This is a genomic window from Pseudomonas sp. LPH60 (genome assembly GCF_030718165.1).
GTDB classification, from domain to species: Bacteria; Pseudomonadota; Gammaproteobacteria; order Pseudomonadales; family Pseudomonadaceae; genus Aquipseudomonas; species Aquipseudomonas danubii.
On record NZ_JAVAJH010000006.1, the window covers coordinates 315,972 to 332,151 of the forward strand.

Below are 16,180 nucleotides of genomic sequence, written 5' to 3' on the forward strand. Positions count from 1 at the left end.
CAGCGCAAGCCTGGTACAGGGCCGAGGTGCTGCAGTGCACTGCGTGAGTTGCCCCCTGGCGCGAGGTGCTGATTGACCAGCGCCGGGGCAACGGATCACCGCTCTTTCAGGTAAGCGTTTTTTATCCGCTCCAGCGTGCCGTCCTTGCGCAGTGTCTCGACTGCCGCCTGCAAGTGGCGCACGAGCAGCGCATCGCACTGTCTGGAGCAGGCCAGATACAGATCGGTCTTCATCAAGGACGGACTGACCTGCAACGTCCTGTTTGACAGCTTGCGCCAGATAGCTTGCGTTTCAGGAATGCCGTTGAACCAGGCATCGACGCGCCCCATCAGCAGCAATTGCGCCGGATTCTCACCAATCTCAAACGGATAAATCTGGGCATCGCTAAAGCCCTCTGCCCGCAGTTTTTGCTCTTGGGCGCTGCCTCGGCCAACGGCGATGCGGGCAAAGGTTTCCCGTGCCTGCTGCATGCTCTGGACGCGTTTATCGAGGCTGAAAAACGCTCTGTCCATGGTCATGATGGGTGCGATCCAGGTGTAATCAGCCTCTCTTTCTGGCGTGCGCGACAGCGGAATGATCAGCTTGTCGACGCCTTTGCGTACGCTTTGCTGGGCTCGTGCCCAAGGCACTTCGACAAAGTGCAGCGCATATCCGGCCCGGGTCGCCGCTTCCAGTGTCGCGTCGCCGACGATGCCATGCAGGCCGGACTGATCCAGCATCGATAAAGGCGGCGCTTCGGCGATGTACAGCTCGAAGCTACGGGACTCTGCGCCAGACACTGCGGGCCCCCAGGCCATCAGCGCGAGCAGCGTCGTCAGGATCAGCGCCCCCCGCTGGCGCAACGATTGACTCACCTGAGTCATGGCAGTAACTCAACAGACAGTGGCATTTCATGCTCTCGGATTAACGCTGCGTATTCGGCACCTACAAAGACCGACCGCAACGACCTGCAAAACGTGCCGCCAAGATTAGAGGGTTATGTGCAGAGATGGATGGATTTGACGGATTATTTTGACCGCTGATTGCCATCGCGGTTCAGGGCTGGCGCACCCGGTGAGGTCAGCGACTGGTACGCGCTGACACTCAGGTTGAACAGCCGTGGGCAGCGCTGTATCAGTAGCCTCGTCAGCCTGGGACCAGGTCCCCCTGCATGCGCAGCCTGGGAATGCCGGGGATTTAGGGGACAGCTTTAAGTTTTAGTTAAAACGCTTCAATCAAACTGCTGATTATCATTCGCAATTAGCTGACTCAGACTGCGTTCGTGCCTCCACGCTCCCTGGAGCAAGCAACGAGCGGTCTATGCCAGTCACTATTGCACCACCCCGCAGCCTGTTTTTTGCGGACGCGCCGCTATGACGACGCTGTCTGCCACCTCATCCGCGGCCGATACGGCCGTTCAATCAGCCTTGGCCTGTTGCCATCTGCTGCTGCAACTGACCCAGGAACGCCTACCGCCAGCTGCGCAGCCGCCATCCCAGGAGCAGTCCCCCTCGCCGGACCTGCGCCAGGCCCTCAGGGACTATGCGCGCAACGCCGGCGTTGATCTGCGCCTGGAACGCCTGGCGCTGGCCCGACTGACGCCGAAGATGCTGCCCCTGGTCTGGCGCGACCACAGCGGCGAATTCATGCTGCTGGCGCGGCTCTCGGACACCCAGGCGCTGGTGCAGCGACCTTCAATGCCGACTCCGGACATGCTCGATCGCCAGCAGTTGGCCGAGCAGTGGAGCGGGGAGGTGATTCGCCTGCGCCAGAGCGGCCTGCGCTTCGATCTGTCCTGGTTCGTACCGGAGCTGCTGCGCCATCGGCGGATACTCGGCGAAGTGTTGCTGTGCTCGCTGTTGCTGCAGGTGCTGGCCCTGGCGACGCCGCTGTTCTTCCAGGCGGTGATGGACAAGGTCATGGTGCACCGGGCGCTGTCGACCCTCGACGTGCTGGTGCTGACCCTGGTGCTGGTGGGCCTGTTCGAGGTGCTGCTCAAGGGCTTGCGTGAATACCTGGCGGCGCACACCGCCAATCGCATCGACATCGGCCTTGGGGTCAAGCTCTTGCGCCATCTGCTGGGCCTGCCGTTGCTGTACTTCAAGCAACGCCAGGTGGGGGCGATCATCACCCGGGTCCAGGAGCTGGACAGCATCCGCGAGTTTCTCACCGGCTCGCTGCTGACCCTGTGTGTCGACGTGGCCTTCACCCTGGTGTTCTTTGCGGTCATGGCCTGGATTTCCTGGCCCTTGACCCTGCTGGTGCTGCTGACCCTGCCGCTGTATGCGCTGCTGGCCTGGTTCAGCACCGGCCCGCTGGAGAAGCGCATCGAGCGCCAGTTCTACAGCGCGGCGCGCAACACTGCCTTTCTCAATGAAAGCGTCAGCAGCAGCGAAACCATCAAGAGCCTGGCGGTGGAGCCGCGCATGCAGCGTCGCTGGGAGTCGCAGACGGCGCAGATGGTCGAGGCCGGGTTTGCCAGCCAGACCCTGGGCAGCGCCATCAGCCAGAGCGTGATGCTGTTGCAGAAAGTCACCGCGGTGGCGGTGATCTGCTGGGGCGCGAGCCGTGTCATCGACCTGCAGATGAGCATCGGCCAGTTGATTGCCTTCAACATGATGCTGTCCCACGTCAGCCAGCCTGTGGCCAAGCTGATCGAGGTCTGGCAGCAGTTCGTCCGGGTGCGGGTGTCGGTGGACAAGCTGGGCGACATGCTCAACCTGCCGGTGGAGCAGGCCGAGGGGGATTTGCGCCCGACTCAGGCGCTGCGTGGCGAAGTGCGCATCGAACAGTTGGTGTTCCGCTACCGCCCGGAACTTGCATGGGTGCTGCGCGGCCTGGACCTGCATATCGCCGCCGGGCAGACCCTGGGTATCGTCGGCCCGTCCGGGTCCGGCAAGAGCACGCTGACCCGCCTGCTGCAGAAACTCTACACCCCCGATGGCGGGCGCATCCTGATCGACGGCTTGCCCCTGGATCAGTTGCAGCCGGCCTGGCTGCGCAGCCAGATTGGCGTGGTGCTCCAGGAAAACTACCTGTTCAACCGCAGCGTGCGCCACAACATCGCCCTGCGCCATCCCACGGCTTCCCTGGAAAGCGTGATTGCCGCAGCGCGCCTGGCCGGTGCCCATGATTTCATCCTGCGCCTGCCCCTGGGCTACGACACGGTGCTGGCCGAAGCCGGCAGCTCGTTGTCCGGCGGCCAGCGGCAACGCATCGCCATTGCCCGGGCACTGATGGGCGACCCGCGCCTGCTGATTTTCGACGAGGCCACCAGCGCCCTGGATGACGAATCCCAGGCGCTGATCCAGGACAACATGGCAAGCATCGCCCAGGGACGCACGGTGATCATCATTGCCCATCGCCTGTCTGCGGTACGGCATTGCCAACGCATCATCGCCCTGGAACAGGGGCGTATCAGCGAATCCGGCAGCCATCAGCAACTCTTGGCCAACGGTGGTTGCTACGCGCGCCTGTGGGCGTTGCAGCAGGCGCTGAGCAAGGAGGCGTCATGATGTTCGGCACGCTGTTGTCTCGCGCACGTCGCGCCTGGCAACGCCTGGGGCAGGCACGGACGCGGCTCAAGCGCAGCCGCGACGAGTACGAGTTCCAGCCCGGCTACCTGGAAATTGTCGAGCGGCCACCGGCGCCCTGGGCGCGCTGCACGGCGCTGCTGCTGATCCTGGCGATCCTGCTGGCCCTGGGCTGGGCGATCTTCGGTTTTCTCGACATTCATGCCAGTGCCGCCGGACGCCTCATGGTGTCCAGCTACACCAAGGTGATCCAGGCCCACGAGGCAGGTGAAGTCCGGGCCATCCATGTGCGTGACGGGCAGCGGGTCAAGGCCGGCGAGGTGCTGGTGGCGCTGAACCCGATTGGCATCGACGCCGAACTGAGCGAGTTGCGCACGCAACTGGACTTCAAACGTCTGGAGCTGGCCCGGGCTCGCGCACTGCTGACCCCGGAGCCCTTGCACAGCTATCAGGCACCGGCGGGCCTGGATGCACAGCAGGTAGCAGCGGCCCGGGAGCAACTGCTGAGCACCTGGAAGGAAATCAGCGCCAACCTGGACAGCCTCAACGCCGAGATCGCCATCAACCAGGCCAATCAGCGGGCCCGGGGCAGCGAGATCAGCGCCCTGGGCAAGCTGTCCAGCAATGTGCGCAAACGGCTCCATGCACGCCGGGCGATGGCGGCTGAACAATTGATGCCCATGGTCGAGTTGCTTGAGCAGGAAAAGGAGCAACTGGAAGTCGAGCGTTCGCTGGCCCAGCAACAGGCCGAGCTGCAGGTGCTCAAGGCCCAGGCGCAGAACCGTCGCGAGCAGCGCGACAGCTTCCTGGCCAGGACCCAGCGCGAGCAGCACGAACTGCTCAACCGCAGTCAACAGGAGATCGCTGTGCTTGAGCAGCAACTGATTCGCGGCCGCGACCGCCAGCGCCTGCAAACCCTGCTGGCACCGGTGGACGGCGTGGTCCAGCAACTGGCGGTGCATACCCTGGGCGGCGCCGTGCAAGCGGCGCAACAGTTGCTGGTGATCGTGCCCGAAGGGGCCGAGCTGGATGCCGAGGTCATGGTGCTGAACAAGGACGTGGGCTTCGTCAGGGCCGGCCAGCCGGTGGAGATCAAGGTGGATGCGTTTCCCTACACCCGCTACGGCACCTTGCGCGGCACGGTGGAGCATGTCTCCGGTGATGCCATCAAGGACGACCAGCTGGGGCTGGTGTTCCCCACGCGGATTCGCCTGGAGCGTGCGGCCATTGCCGCGGGGCAGGGCTGGATGCCCTTGCAGGCGGGGATGAGCGTGACCGGCGAGATTCGCACCGGCGAGCGGCGGGTGATCAATTACCTGCTGAGCCCGATTCGTGAGTATCAGTCCGAAGCGTTGCGGGAGCGTTGAACATGACCCGCGCTTTCGATGCCGCCTCCGAACCCTCAGCGACGCTGCTCGACACCGGCCTGCACGCCCTGGCCTGGGCCGCCCGGCGCTTCGACCTGAACATCAGCGTGGCGCAACTGACTCACCGCCTGGGACGGGTTGAAGGTCCGGCCGACAGCCTTGACCTGCGACGCTGCGCCGGCTGGATCGGCCTGCGCGCACGGGCGGTGCAGAGCCGGGTGCAGCGCCTGCATCACCTGCCGCTGCCGGCACTGTTGAACACCCCTCACGGCTGGGCGGTGCTGGAGGCGGTAGAGGACGAGCAGGTCCGGGTGTTCTGGCCGTTGCAGGGGCAATGCCAGAGCCTGTCGCGCCAGGAGCTGGCGACGCTCTGGCAGGGCCAGGATCAGCGAACGGGAGAGGTGCTGCTGCTGGCCGAGCGGCACGTGCAACTCAAGACCGGTGGTTTCGGCGTCTCCTGGTTCCTGCCGTCGATCCTCAAGCATGGGCGCCAGTTTCGCAGCGTGCTGCTGGTGTCGCTGATGCTGCAAGGGGTGGCGCTGGTCACGCCGCTGCTGTTCGAGAACATCATCGACCGGGTCCTGGTCAGTCGCGGCCTGTCGAGCCTGCAAGTGCTGGGGATCGCCATGCTGGCCCTGGCGCTGTTCGAGCCATTGTTCGGCTTGTTGCGGTCCTGGCTGTTCAGCAATGTGGCGAGCAAGATCAACGCCGAGTTGTCCGCGCGCCTGTACCAGCACCTGATCCAGTTACCGCTGGAGTATTTCCAGCGCCGCCAGAGCGGCGAGATCATCGCCCGGGTCGGCGAGATGCAGCAGGTCCGCCAGTTTCTCACCGGCTCGGCCTTGACCCTGGTGCTGGACCTGGCGTTCTGCGGGCTGTTCATCGCCGTGATGTACAGCTATGCACCGCTGCTGACCTGGGTGGTGGTGGGCTCCCTGGCCCTGTATTTCCTTTTCTGGCTGTGCGTGGGGCCCTTGCTGCGCAGCCGGGCCTTGCGCGAATACGAGTTGAATGCGGCCAACACGGCGTTTCTCACCGAGACCGTGAGCGGCATCGAGACCATCAAGACCGGGGCCATCGAAAGCGCCTTCCAGCAGCAGTGGCAGCGCCAGCTGGCGGCCTATGTGCGGGCGGCGTTCCACACCCGCATCGTCGGCATCTGGGCCGGGCAGGGCATCGGCCTGATCCAGAAGCTGACCGCGGCGCTGTTGCTCTGGTGGGGCGTAATGCTGGTGCTGGACGGCCAGTTGAGCCCCGGCCAGCTGGTGGCCTTCAACATGCTGGCCGGGCATGTGGTGGAGCCGATCCTGCGCCTGGCCCAGGTCTGGCAGGACTTTCAGCACACGCTGATTTCCCTGCGCCGCCTGGGGGACATTCTCGACAGCGACTGTGAAAGCGGTAGCGGCGGTCTGGCCTCGGTGCCGGCGTTGCAGGGCGCCGTGAGCTTCCAGGGTGTGCGCTTTCGCTACGAAGAAGACGGCCAGGAGGTGCTGCGCCAGCTGGATCTGGAGATCCAGCCGGGCGAGTTCGTCGGCATTACCGGGCCCTCCGGTTCCGGCAAGTCGACCCTGACCCGCCTGCTGCAGCGCCTCTATGTGCCCCAGCACGGCCGGGTGCTGGTGGACGGCATCGACCTGGCCATCGCCGACCCGGTGGCCCTGCGCCGCAACATGAGCGTGGTGCTCCAGGAGAGCGTGCTGTTCGCCGGCAGCATTGCCCAGAACATCCGCCTGTGCCGGCCTCAGGCCAGCGATGCCGAAGTGCGGCACGCCGCCAGTCTGGCCGGGGCGGCGTCCTTTATCGAGGCCCTGGCCCAAGGCTACGAGACCGAGGTGGGCGAGCGGGGCGGCCAGCTCTCCGGCGGCCAGCGGCAACGCATCGCCCTGGCCCGGGCCCTGCTGACCAACCCCGGCATCCTGTTGCTGGATGAAGCCACCAGTGCCCTGGACTACGAGTCGGAAGCGGCGGTGATGGCCAATCTGCAGGGCATCGTCCGCGGCCGCACGGTGATCAGTGTCGCCCATCGCCTCAACACCCTGCGCCACGCGGACCGGATTCTGGTCATCGATCAGGGCCGGGTGCTCGAACAAGGCACACATCAACAGCTGCTCGCCCTGGACGGCGTGTATGCCCGGCAATGGGCACTGCAGATGAAGGATTGACCCCACCCACGGCAGGAGGACTCAGCCACCCGTCATGTCTCCCCACTCCGCATATCCATAGGCAGCCCTGCGCAATACGCAGGGCCCGGCTCAAAACAGACAAAGGATCATTGCAATGGCTTTTATGTCCAAGGACTTCACGCGCCTGCTCAATACCCTGATCGACCAACAGATCAAGACGGCAGGGCGGCAAACCGAATGGTTCCACATGAGCGCCGACGAGCGCGCCGAGTACATCGGCCAGGTCGGCGAGCGGCTGCTGGAAATGCAGCAGAGCACCCTGAGCGTGCTGGCCGCCCAGCACTACCAGATGCAGGACAACCCGGTCTCGGTGAGCGACCAGTTGCAGGTGCTGCAACAACGCCGCAAAGAAATGAAGGCCATCGCCGACACTCCGGCCACCCTTGCCTACAAGCAGCAACTGGACCGTGACATCCAGCTGTACAGCCGCCAGGACATGGCGATCAGCCACTATGACAGCACCTGGAACAAGGCCCTGCGGCTGCTCAGTCCTGGTGGCGCCAAGGCCGAGGTCCTGCAAGCCGATGCGCCGGCCAAGCAGAAAGAGCTCAAGGGCCGGATCAATCGCCTGGAGAAGCTCCTGAGCGTGCAGGTTGCCGACTCCACCTTCAGTCAGGCCTACGTGACCCTGTTCTCCGAGCTGCAGGCCTACAAGGAGGTGAGTACTCGCTACAACGCCTTGCTCAAGGCCGCACCGCAGCAGCAGGCCGCGAGCCTGGCGGCACTGGTCAAGCCGCCTCGGGCTTCCGACGAGCTGCCGGTGAACCTGTCACTGCTGATGATGGAAGAGCGCCCGGGCTATATCCGCATGAACGTGGCACTGGTCAATGCCAGTACCGATGGGCGTTTCAAGGACTTCTACCTGGACCACGGCCGGCTGGTGGTGCCCACCGACGGCGTGCTGAATTTTTCCTTTGGCACCGCGGCCCGGTCTCTGGCCTGGCAGCAACAGTACCGGCTCAAGAGCGAGCCGCCGTCCATGCGCTCGCCGACCTTTGCGCCGATTCGCTCGGTGCTGGTCAAGACCGGGTTCGTCGAGCAGTACTTCGCCAACCATCTGGTGTCGGAAAGCTCCCTGCGTGAAGGCTTCAAGGCCCAGTTGCTGAGCAACGGCCACAAGCTGCTGTTGACCAACGTCGATCGCAAGGTGCCCAACCAGGTCGGCATCCAGGTATCGGGCCAGTCGCCCGGCACCAGCGTGCCTCGCGAAGTGCCCCTGGCCGGCGCCTTGAGCGAGCTGATCAACCAGAACGCGGACCTCAGCAGCTTCCAGACCCTGGGCGTCGAAGACTATCGGCAGCACAGCTACCACCCGGACCGCGACGGGCTGTTCGTCAATGTTCATGAGCTGCAGCGCTCGGTCGGCTTTGCCGAGCACCAGTACCTGCTGGAAATGCCCCAGGGCGACGCTTTCCGTTCGGCGACGCCGTTTGCCCTGATGACCGTCGAGGGCGACAAGGTCAGCAGCAGCCACCTGAGCAAGGCCCAGACCGAGGCTTTGTACCAATACAACGCGGCGTTTTTCGAGCGCCTGGAACAACTGCGCGACAAGGGCTTCAAGGCCAGCCGGCTGTTCGAAGGCAGCAGCGAGCGCGCCACCTTCGTGCAACAACTGACGCGCTTGCTCGAACGCAACCACATCACCCCGGCCGGGGTGCTGCTGGCGCAACACAGCCGCCCGAGCCTGCGGGATATCAAGGGCAACAACCTGAACAAGGTGCTGTGGGAACAGGCCTTCGCCGCGTCGGTCTGGCAGAGCCACGACAACGATCAACTGTTGTTCGACCTGGGGCAGAACCTGGTGCAGAGCCAGGCACTGGGCAAGGTCCTGCAAGGCGGCTATCTGCAAAGCGACATTGCCCAGGCCAAGTTGCTGCTGGCACCGCTGTATGAACAGTGGCACGCCCAGGCGATCGAGGTGGAAACCCAGCGCGTGGCCAGCGCCAACGCCGCGCAGCATCCCGGCAACCCGAAGGTGCATGTCTTCGATAAGGTGACGCTGGAGCGCGGCCTGGACAGCAAACTGCTGAACCTGTTGTTGAGCGGCCCCCAGGGCCTGGCGCCGGTCGACGGCGCCTTGCGGCCGACGGTCGAGGCGCTGTTGTCCGGCGACCAGGGCCGCAGCCTGCGCAAGCAGGCGTTGTTCCATGCCCTGCGGCCCGTGGCCGACAGCTTTTCCAAGGCCGCGGTGCCGGTCAATGCCCATGCCGCGCTGACGCCGAAAACCGGCGCCGACAAGGTCATGATCAACAACCGGCTGAATCAGCCCGACCCCTACCTGATCCTCAATACCCGCCCGGAGCAGGCCCAGACCGATACAGCGCTGCTGATCCAGGACGACAAGTACCGCAGCTACAGCCAGTTCCGTCCCGATCCGAACAATGAAGCCACGCGCTACATGAACGATTTGGACACCCCGTTCGTGGGGGGCATTTCCGGCACCACCCAGACCGTCAGCAATGCCTTGCCGGAGTTGTTCGGTCGTGTGCCGAGCGTCAAGCAGTACTGGCAGTTCCAGATGGCCAACGCGGCCTTCATGATCCGCAACGGCTATCACTCGTTCTTCGAAACCCTGTATGTCGCCGCCCGTTATGAACCCCAGGGGCCGGACAGCATCGGCCAGGACCTGCTGCAGACCTTCGACCGCTACCGTGCCCAAGGGCGCCGCGAGGCCTTGCGCGGGGAGTTGTACGACGCGGTGATGGCCCGAGTCCTGCCCATCGTCAATCAAGGCCTGGCGCCGAGCGAGGAGTTCCATCCGCCGCGCTTCACCGACCTCGGCCCGCTGCCTGCGCTGTTGGGGCAGGCCGACAAGGACCGGCAACTCAAGGGCGGACTGACAGCCCACGAGGCCGGCTTCGAACCACGCCAGGGCAGCGCCGACATTCATCAGTTTGCCGCCGACCCGGTGCAGTTCGCCCAGACCCACACCCTCAGCGCCGAGGCCCTGGTCAAGGCCGGACGCTTGCCGGCCCAGGGCCACGTGCAGTTGGTGGAAGTCGCGCCCAAGCTGTATGAGCTCGAATACACCGAGCACAGCGCCAACTCCGTGAGCACCGCGAGCGCGGACAGCGTGCCGGCGTACTTCCTCGGCTACAACGGGCCGAACCATGCCAACGCCGCGCCGGCCTATGTGGACATTCCCCGGCAGGCGCGCCCGGGCAGCTTCCTGTTTACCGGCACCTTGTCGGGCAGCTCGCTGGTGGTGACCCGCCTGGACGCCGATACCTATCGGGTCTATCACGACGGTCGGGTCAACAGTTCGCTGCTGTACGACAACGTGGTGATGGCGGTCGACTACAAGGACTACCAGGTGGCCGGCACGGCCGAGGGCCTGGCGGCGGCGTACATGCAATTCGTCGACGGTCAGTGGCAACTGGTGTTCCAGCGCCAGGAGTACCAGCGCGAGGGGCAGATGGTCTGGCCGAAGTTGCGCGAGGGTGCAGAGCCGCTTGCCATCCAGACCGCCGACAGCCAGGTGCAGGAACGCAACCGGATCCAGTTCGCCGAGTACCGCGAACAGGTGCACCAGAACCTGAAGAAAGTCGCGAGCCAGTTCGGCGTGTCCAGCGAAGGGGTGGCCGATGGCGTCTACAACGGCGGCGATTTCTCTGCCGAGCATCCGGCCATTGCCGCCTGGAATCGGCTGCGCGAAGCGGTCCATGCCAGGGTCAGTGCCGACATCGAACAGCTCAGCAACCAGCGCTATCAACTCCAGGAGCAGCGGCGCGGGGCGGGCGACAAGCGCCTGATCGACCAGCAGATCAAGCAGCTCAACCTCACCCAGGATTTCTACCGGGCGCAGTACGAGCCGGTCTTGCGTGAGGCCGCTTCGGTAGAAAAGACCTGGCTCTGGCAGCAGATCCAGGCCAAGCAAGGCAGCGCTGCGGTGGTGCGCACCGACGACACGGCGATCCAGGGCGGGGGCGATGAGCGCAGCACCAGCATCGGCGAGCGCTACGCCATTGCCGAGGCCTATCAGCGCGGGGCCCGGGGCACGGCCTTCAGCGATGGCGTGCGGGATTTCCGCGAGATCAAGATCCCCGGGCTGGACGGCAAGCAGTCGGCCCTGGAAATGAAGCGCCTGTTTCTCGACGGCCAGCTCACGCCTGGGCAGCGTGGCGCCTTGAGTGCTCGCATCAGCGAAACCAGCCAGGCCGAATACGTCGACAAGGTGCTGCGCCAGACCGCGACCTTCAGTGAAGACTTCCAGGGCGCCGGCAGTGTCTTCAGTCAGTTGGCACCCCAGGACTTTTACCTGTCGCTGGTGGGGGATCGCTCCGGCGGTCGCTGCTACCCGCTGGTCCGGGCCATGGCCGTGGCCCTGGCCAATGGCGGCGAGGCGGGGGTCAACAGCCTGGTGCAGAAGCTGTTCCTGGCCTCGGCCGATCCCCAGGCCGGCAGCTCGACCTTGCTCAAGAACAGCCTGATCCGCCTGCATTCCAATGTCGACGCGGTCCAGGCCTCCAAGGCGCTGGGGCAGTTCCAGTTGTCCGACGTGGTGGCGCGGCTGGCCAACAGCGGCAGCGACTCGATGTTTGCCCTCAATACCCGGAACCACTCGATGCTGGTGGGCAGTGCCCAGGGCCCCGAAGGCCGTCGCTACTACTTCTATGACCCGAACGTGGGGATCTTCGCCTTCGATTCCAGCAAGGGCCTGGCCAAGGCCATGGAGCAGCACCTGGTACGCCGAAAACTGGCGGCGCACTACAGCTCGTTCGGCAGCCAGTCGCAGCCGGCCTTCAACCTGGTCGAGATCGACACCCACAAGATGGCCGAAGTGCCGCTGGGCAGCGGGCTGAATGTCGCCGATCTGTCCCGTCCCGAGGAACTGGCCGGCGTCATCGGCCAACGCCGTCAGGTGGAGCAGGCGGTAGGTGCCCAGCAGCGTGTCAGCCAGGACCTGCGCCTGGGGGCGGCGCTGACCACCTTCGACGCCGAGCAATGGGGTGCGCGCTTCGATGCCGCCAGCACCCGACTGGCCCAGGAGCACCAGCTGAGCAGCCAGTGGATACCGATCATCGCCAACACCGAGGCGCAGCCGGAGGGCGGCTATCGGGTGCAGTTCATCAACCGTGACCAGCCCGAGCAGACCCGCTGGCTGAGCACCGACGACGGCACCTTTGTCGAATTCCGTCGTTTCGTCGATGAGCACATGAGCGTGCTCAGCGAGCACTTCACCCTGGAACACGGGCAGATCCGGCCCCGCGCCGGGGTCGGCGAAGCGGCGCATGTGGACGGCCTGAACGCGGGCTTTGCGGTCCAGACCCTGATCCAGTGGTTGGCCGACAAGAACCGCAAGGACGCAGCCCAGGGCGTGGTGTCACCGGACCTGGCCACGGCCCTGAAGATCCATAGCTACCTGGGCCTGGCGCAGATCGGCCACGGCACCGTGCAAGATGTGGCCAAGGTCACCCAACTGGTGCAAACCGCGTTGCGTGGCGAGGCCCTGGCCGCCGAGTCCTCGCTCAAGGACTTTGCCTCGACCCTGGGGCACACGGTCAACGAGGGCGCAGGCGTGCTGTTTGGCGGGGTCATGGTCGGCCTGGATGCCTATGAGCTGGCCCATGCCGAAAACGATGTGCAGAAAGCCGTATTCGGCACCCAACTGGCGTTCGATTCGGCGAGCTTCGTCAGCGGCGCGGCGGGTATCGGTGCCGGGTTGGTCGGCGCCTCGACCACCGCGGCGGTGCTGGGCGGCGCGGGGGTGATCCTCGGCGGCCTGGCGGTAGGCTTCACGGCCCTGGCCCAGGCTTTTGGCGCGGTGGCCGAAGACGCCAAGGCGGTGGGACGTTACTTCGATACCCTGGACAAGGCCTATCAAGGCAACGGCTACCGTTATGACGAGAAACAGCAGGTGCTGGTGCCGCTGCCCGGAGCGGTGGTCAAGCGCCTCGACCTGCGCTCAAGCGAGGTCGGTTTCGACAGCCAGTACATCTACCGCACCCATCACGGTTCCACCGGCTCCGGGGCGATCAACTACTTCTTCTGGGTTGGCGACTTCCCGCGGATGATCAACGACCGCGCCCAGGCGATCGAGGTGCGCAGCGGCATTGGCCACGGCAACCCACCGCCCAAACTCGACCACGGCGACAGCCGGACGGTGATCCTGCCGGGCACGCCCAAGTCCTACATCAGCTACGAGTACATGATCCTGCCGGGGGCCACCACCCGGCATGACACGGGCTTCGATGTGATTCGCAGGCTCGAGCAGGACCGGCGCTTCGACTACGACTTCTACATCTTCCCGAGCGAGGAGACGATCCGGCGCATTCACCAGGAGTACGTCGAGACGCCGGTAGAAGTGCTGCTGGATGGGCGCAACCGGCAATTGGTGGTACCGCAATTGCCCAAGGAACTGTACGGCTACCTGCGCTACGACATTCAGGGCGCCGGCGGCGAATACCTGATCGGCCTCAATGAAGGCACCGAGGTCAGGCTCAGCAACGAGGCCGGCCGTCAGCCGTCACGCTGGATCATCGACAGCAGCCAGCTGGAGAGCGACAGCATTACGGTGGCCAAGGACCATTTGCTGGTGGGCGGGGTCAAGGTCAAGCTCGATCCGGCCCAAAGCGGCCAGGTGCTGCTGGTCAACGCCAAGGGCGAAGTACGGGCAGTCGATTTTGTCGGCCAGACCACTGACGTGGTCAAGGAAGACGCCAGCCAATGGCAAGTGCCCGGGCAGCGCATCGAACAGCACCTCAAGGACCTGGCCCAGGCCCATCAGTTGCACGGCCAATACGTGCTGGTGGAGAACTACAAGCACGGTGAGCGCAATGTCGGTCGGGCGTACTACGACGTCGCCAAGGACCGCATGCTGTTCACCGACACCGATGTACAGCAGGCCGGCAACGCCCAGCTGGGCGCGGTCATCGGCGAGCATGCCTACTTCGTCGATGCCCAGAACGCCGCCGCCTGGCGGGTCGAGATTGCCAGCGGCAAGGTCGATGCGCAGTTCGCCCCGTCGTTCAACCAGAGCGCCGGCCAGATCAGCCGGTTCTGGCAAGAGGGCGACGCGGTGTATCTGGCCCGTCGTTATCAGCTCAAGGAACGGGAAGCCGAGCTGAGCTTCCGCATCCTCGGTGACCGGATGGAGCTGGTGGGGGTGGTCGGCGATGAGTCGCTGCTGCAACGGTCGGCAAGCAACGGTCAGCATGGCAGGGACGCCAAGACCCTGCTCAGTACCCTGCTCAAGGGTTACGAGGCTCAGACCACCCCGCGCGACACCCCGGTGTACAGCCTGGGCGCGCCCCTGCTGGAGCCGACCGCGGCAGAGCTGATCACGGTGTTTGGCCTGGATAACGCCAAAGTCGCGCACCGCTACTGGGTGCGCAGCAGCGATGGTGTGGTGATCAAGCCGAACCTGGCGCCACCGGCCGGGCAGGCGCCGAGTGCCGATGTGTCGGGGCAGGTGCAAAGTGCCTGGAAGATTCCGGCGGACCTGGTGTTGGCCGGCAGCCTGGCCCAGCCCGGTGGCCAGGAGGTGTTCTATTTCTACAGCCAGGCGCAGCAGGTGCTGTTCCGCCAGGAAGGGCCGGGGCAGCAGGTGCTCGATGCCGGCCAGCCAAGCGCCTTGCGCCTGGCCACGCCGCCCCTGGCCAATGTGCTCAATCTCAACGGCCATCTGCTGGCCGTGACCCAGGACGGGCGCATGGCGCGGATCGAGGCGACCGGGCGCCTGAGCTATGAGGCGGTCAACGAGCATTGGCTCAAGGGGCGCAGTAGCTGGTGGAAGGACCTCGCCGAGGTCGCCGGCAGCAACGCCACCCTGGCGGTATTCGGGGTCAAGGCCGCCGACGGCAAGCGTGCGTTGCCAGTGTGGTACCACAACGCTCAGGTGGTGGTGGCGTCGTCCGCGCTGCAAGACAAGCCGCTGCAGTTTCTCGGCTTCGACGGTGCCAGTGGCAGTGCCCGGCTGTTCGAGCCCGAGAGCGGCAAGCTCTATCTGCAGCCGCCGCTGACATCCCAGGCACTGCCGAGCGCGTTTGGCAACGATGAGGTGCTTGAGGCCTCGGCCCAATTGCCGGCCGCCATTGACTGGATGCCCACGCTGCAACTGCGCTCGGCGGTCCAGGTCGATGCCGGCTTGCGCCTGACCACCGTGCAGGGCGAAGTGCTGCTGCGCAGCAACAACGGCGATGTGCAGTTGGTGGCCGTGGACAAGGGCTGGCAGCAGGCACATCTGGGCAATCTGCCCCAGGCCCTGGCGACCGTGGCTGGACAGTGGGGCGCCAAAGGCGTGTTGACCTTGCAGGATGGCGCCAGCCGCGGCTGGTTCGATATCGCCAGTGGGCAGATGTTTGCCAGCAGCGGTATTGCGGGCAGCGACCTGCGCTTTATCGGAGTCGCTGCCGGGACGCCGAACTCGGCCTATGTCTATAGCCCGACCGAGCAGGCGCTGTATCAGCTCAAGGACGGCCAGGCACAGCAGCTTGGCCACTACGCCAATGTCGAGCGTATCGGCTCCTCGCTGCTGCTTCAGGGCGCCAGCGGCAATGGTCATCAGGATGATCTGGCGCCGCCGTTGATTGCCGGGGTCGACAGTGTGGTGCTGCACGGCGGCGCCGGGGGTGACACCTACCGCCTGACTCCGGCGATGTGGGCGCATTACCGCACGGTGGTCATCGACAACGACGATCCGGGCCTGGCTCTGGACCGGGTGATCCTGCCGGTGGCCGATGGCAAGCACATGCTCGTCAGCCGTCGGGGTGAGGACGTGCAGTTGACCGACACGGGCAATGGCACCGCCCTGGTGCTGCGCCAGGTACTGGGCAGCCAGGCGGCCGCCCATGGGCATTTGCTGATCGAGCTCAAAGGCGATGCGTCGATGCTCAGCGTCGAGCAGCTGCTCAAGGGCTTTGGCCCGAACGGATCAGCCCGGGACAGCGTGTTCGAGCTGGCCTGGAGCCAGCGCGAGACGCTGCCGGCGGCGAATGCTCTGAGCTCGGCGGCGGCTGGGCTGGACCCGGCGGCAGATGGCCAGGGCCCCAGCCTGGCAAAACTCAGCGGGGCCATGGCGGCCTTCGCTGACACAGGCGGCGCTCGCGAACAGCTGCCCAAACACCATCAGGCCGCGCAGGCGGTGCTGGTGCCTTCACTGACCTGACCACGCAGCAGA

The 16,180-nt window shown here is 65.1% G+C and carries 5 protein-coding genes; 4 read left to right on the top strand and 1 reads right to left on the bottom strand.

Features of this window, described 5'->3' with window-relative positions; all coding sequences use genetic code 11:
* Positions 1–95: 95 nt before the first annotated feature.
* The gene (locus Q8O96_RS22810) at positions 96–863 is read right to left on the bottom strand and encodes an ABC transporter substrate-binding protein (RefSeq protein WP_207815136.1); all 768 of its coding nucleotides are present in this window, start codon (positions 861–863) and stop codon (positions 96–98) included.
* Between the two features lie 489 nt (positions 864–1,352).
* On the opposite strand from Q8O96_RS22810, the gene Q8O96_RS22815 reads away from it, so the two are divergent.
* From Q8O96_RS22815 to Q8O96_RS22830, 4 genes are all read left to right on the top strand, one after another.
* Positions 1,353–3,494 (top strand): type I secretion system permease/ATPase, encoded by a 2,142-nt coding sequence (locus Q8O96_RS22815; protein WP_102865057.1) that lies wholly within the window; start codon positions 1,353–1,355, stop codon positions 3,492–3,494.
* Complete coding sequence (locus Q8O96_RS22820) at positions 3,491–4,879, top strand: HlyD family type I secretion periplasmic adaptor subunit (RefSeq protein WP_207815137.1); 1,389 nt, start codon at positions 3,491–3,493, stop codon at positions 4,877–4,879. Before Q8O96_RS22815 ends, Q8O96_RS22820 begins: the two co-directional genes overlap by 4 nt.
* 2 nt (positions 4,880–4,881) lie before the next feature.
* Positions 4,882–7,041 carry a type I secretion system permease/ATPase gene (locus Q8O96_RS22825; RefSeq protein WP_102865055.1) on the top strand — a complete coding sequence of 720 codons (2,160 nt, stop codon included), beginning with the start codon at positions 4,882–4,884 and terminating at the stop codon, positions 7,039–7,041.
* 115 nt (positions 7,042–7,156) lie between these two features.
* Positions 7,157–16,168, top strand: a complete 9,012-nt coding sequence (locus tag Q8O96_RS22830; RefSeq protein ID WP_305949448.1) for a TcdA/TcdB pore-forming domain-containing protein — start codon at positions 7,157–7,159, stop codon at positions 16,166–16,168.
* Positions 16,169–16,180: the final 12 nt, after the last annotated feature.

Excerpts from the sequence above, each read along its gene's own strand:
- Q8O96_RS22825 (WP_102865055.1), top strand. The coding sequence starts at position 4,882 with ATGACCCGCGCTTTCGATGCCGCCTCCGAACCCTCAGCGACGCTGCTC.
- Q8O96_RS22815 (WP_102865057.1), top strand. The coding sequence starts at position 1,353 with ATGACGACGCTGTCTGCCACCTCATCCGCGGCCGATACGGCCGTTCAA.
- Q8O96_RS22830 (WP_305949448.1), top strand. The coding sequence starts at position 7,157 with ATGGCTTTTATGTCCAAGGACTTCACGCGCCTGCTCAATACCCTGATC.
- Q8O96_RS22820 (WP_207815137.1), top strand. The coding sequence starts at position 3,491 with ATGATGTTCGGCACGCTGTTGTCTCGCGCACGTCGCGCCTGGCAACGC.
- Q8O96_RS22810 (WP_207815136.1), bottom strand. The coding sequence starts at position 863 with ATGACTCAGGTGAGTCAATCGTTGCGCCAGCGGGGGGCGCTGATCCTG.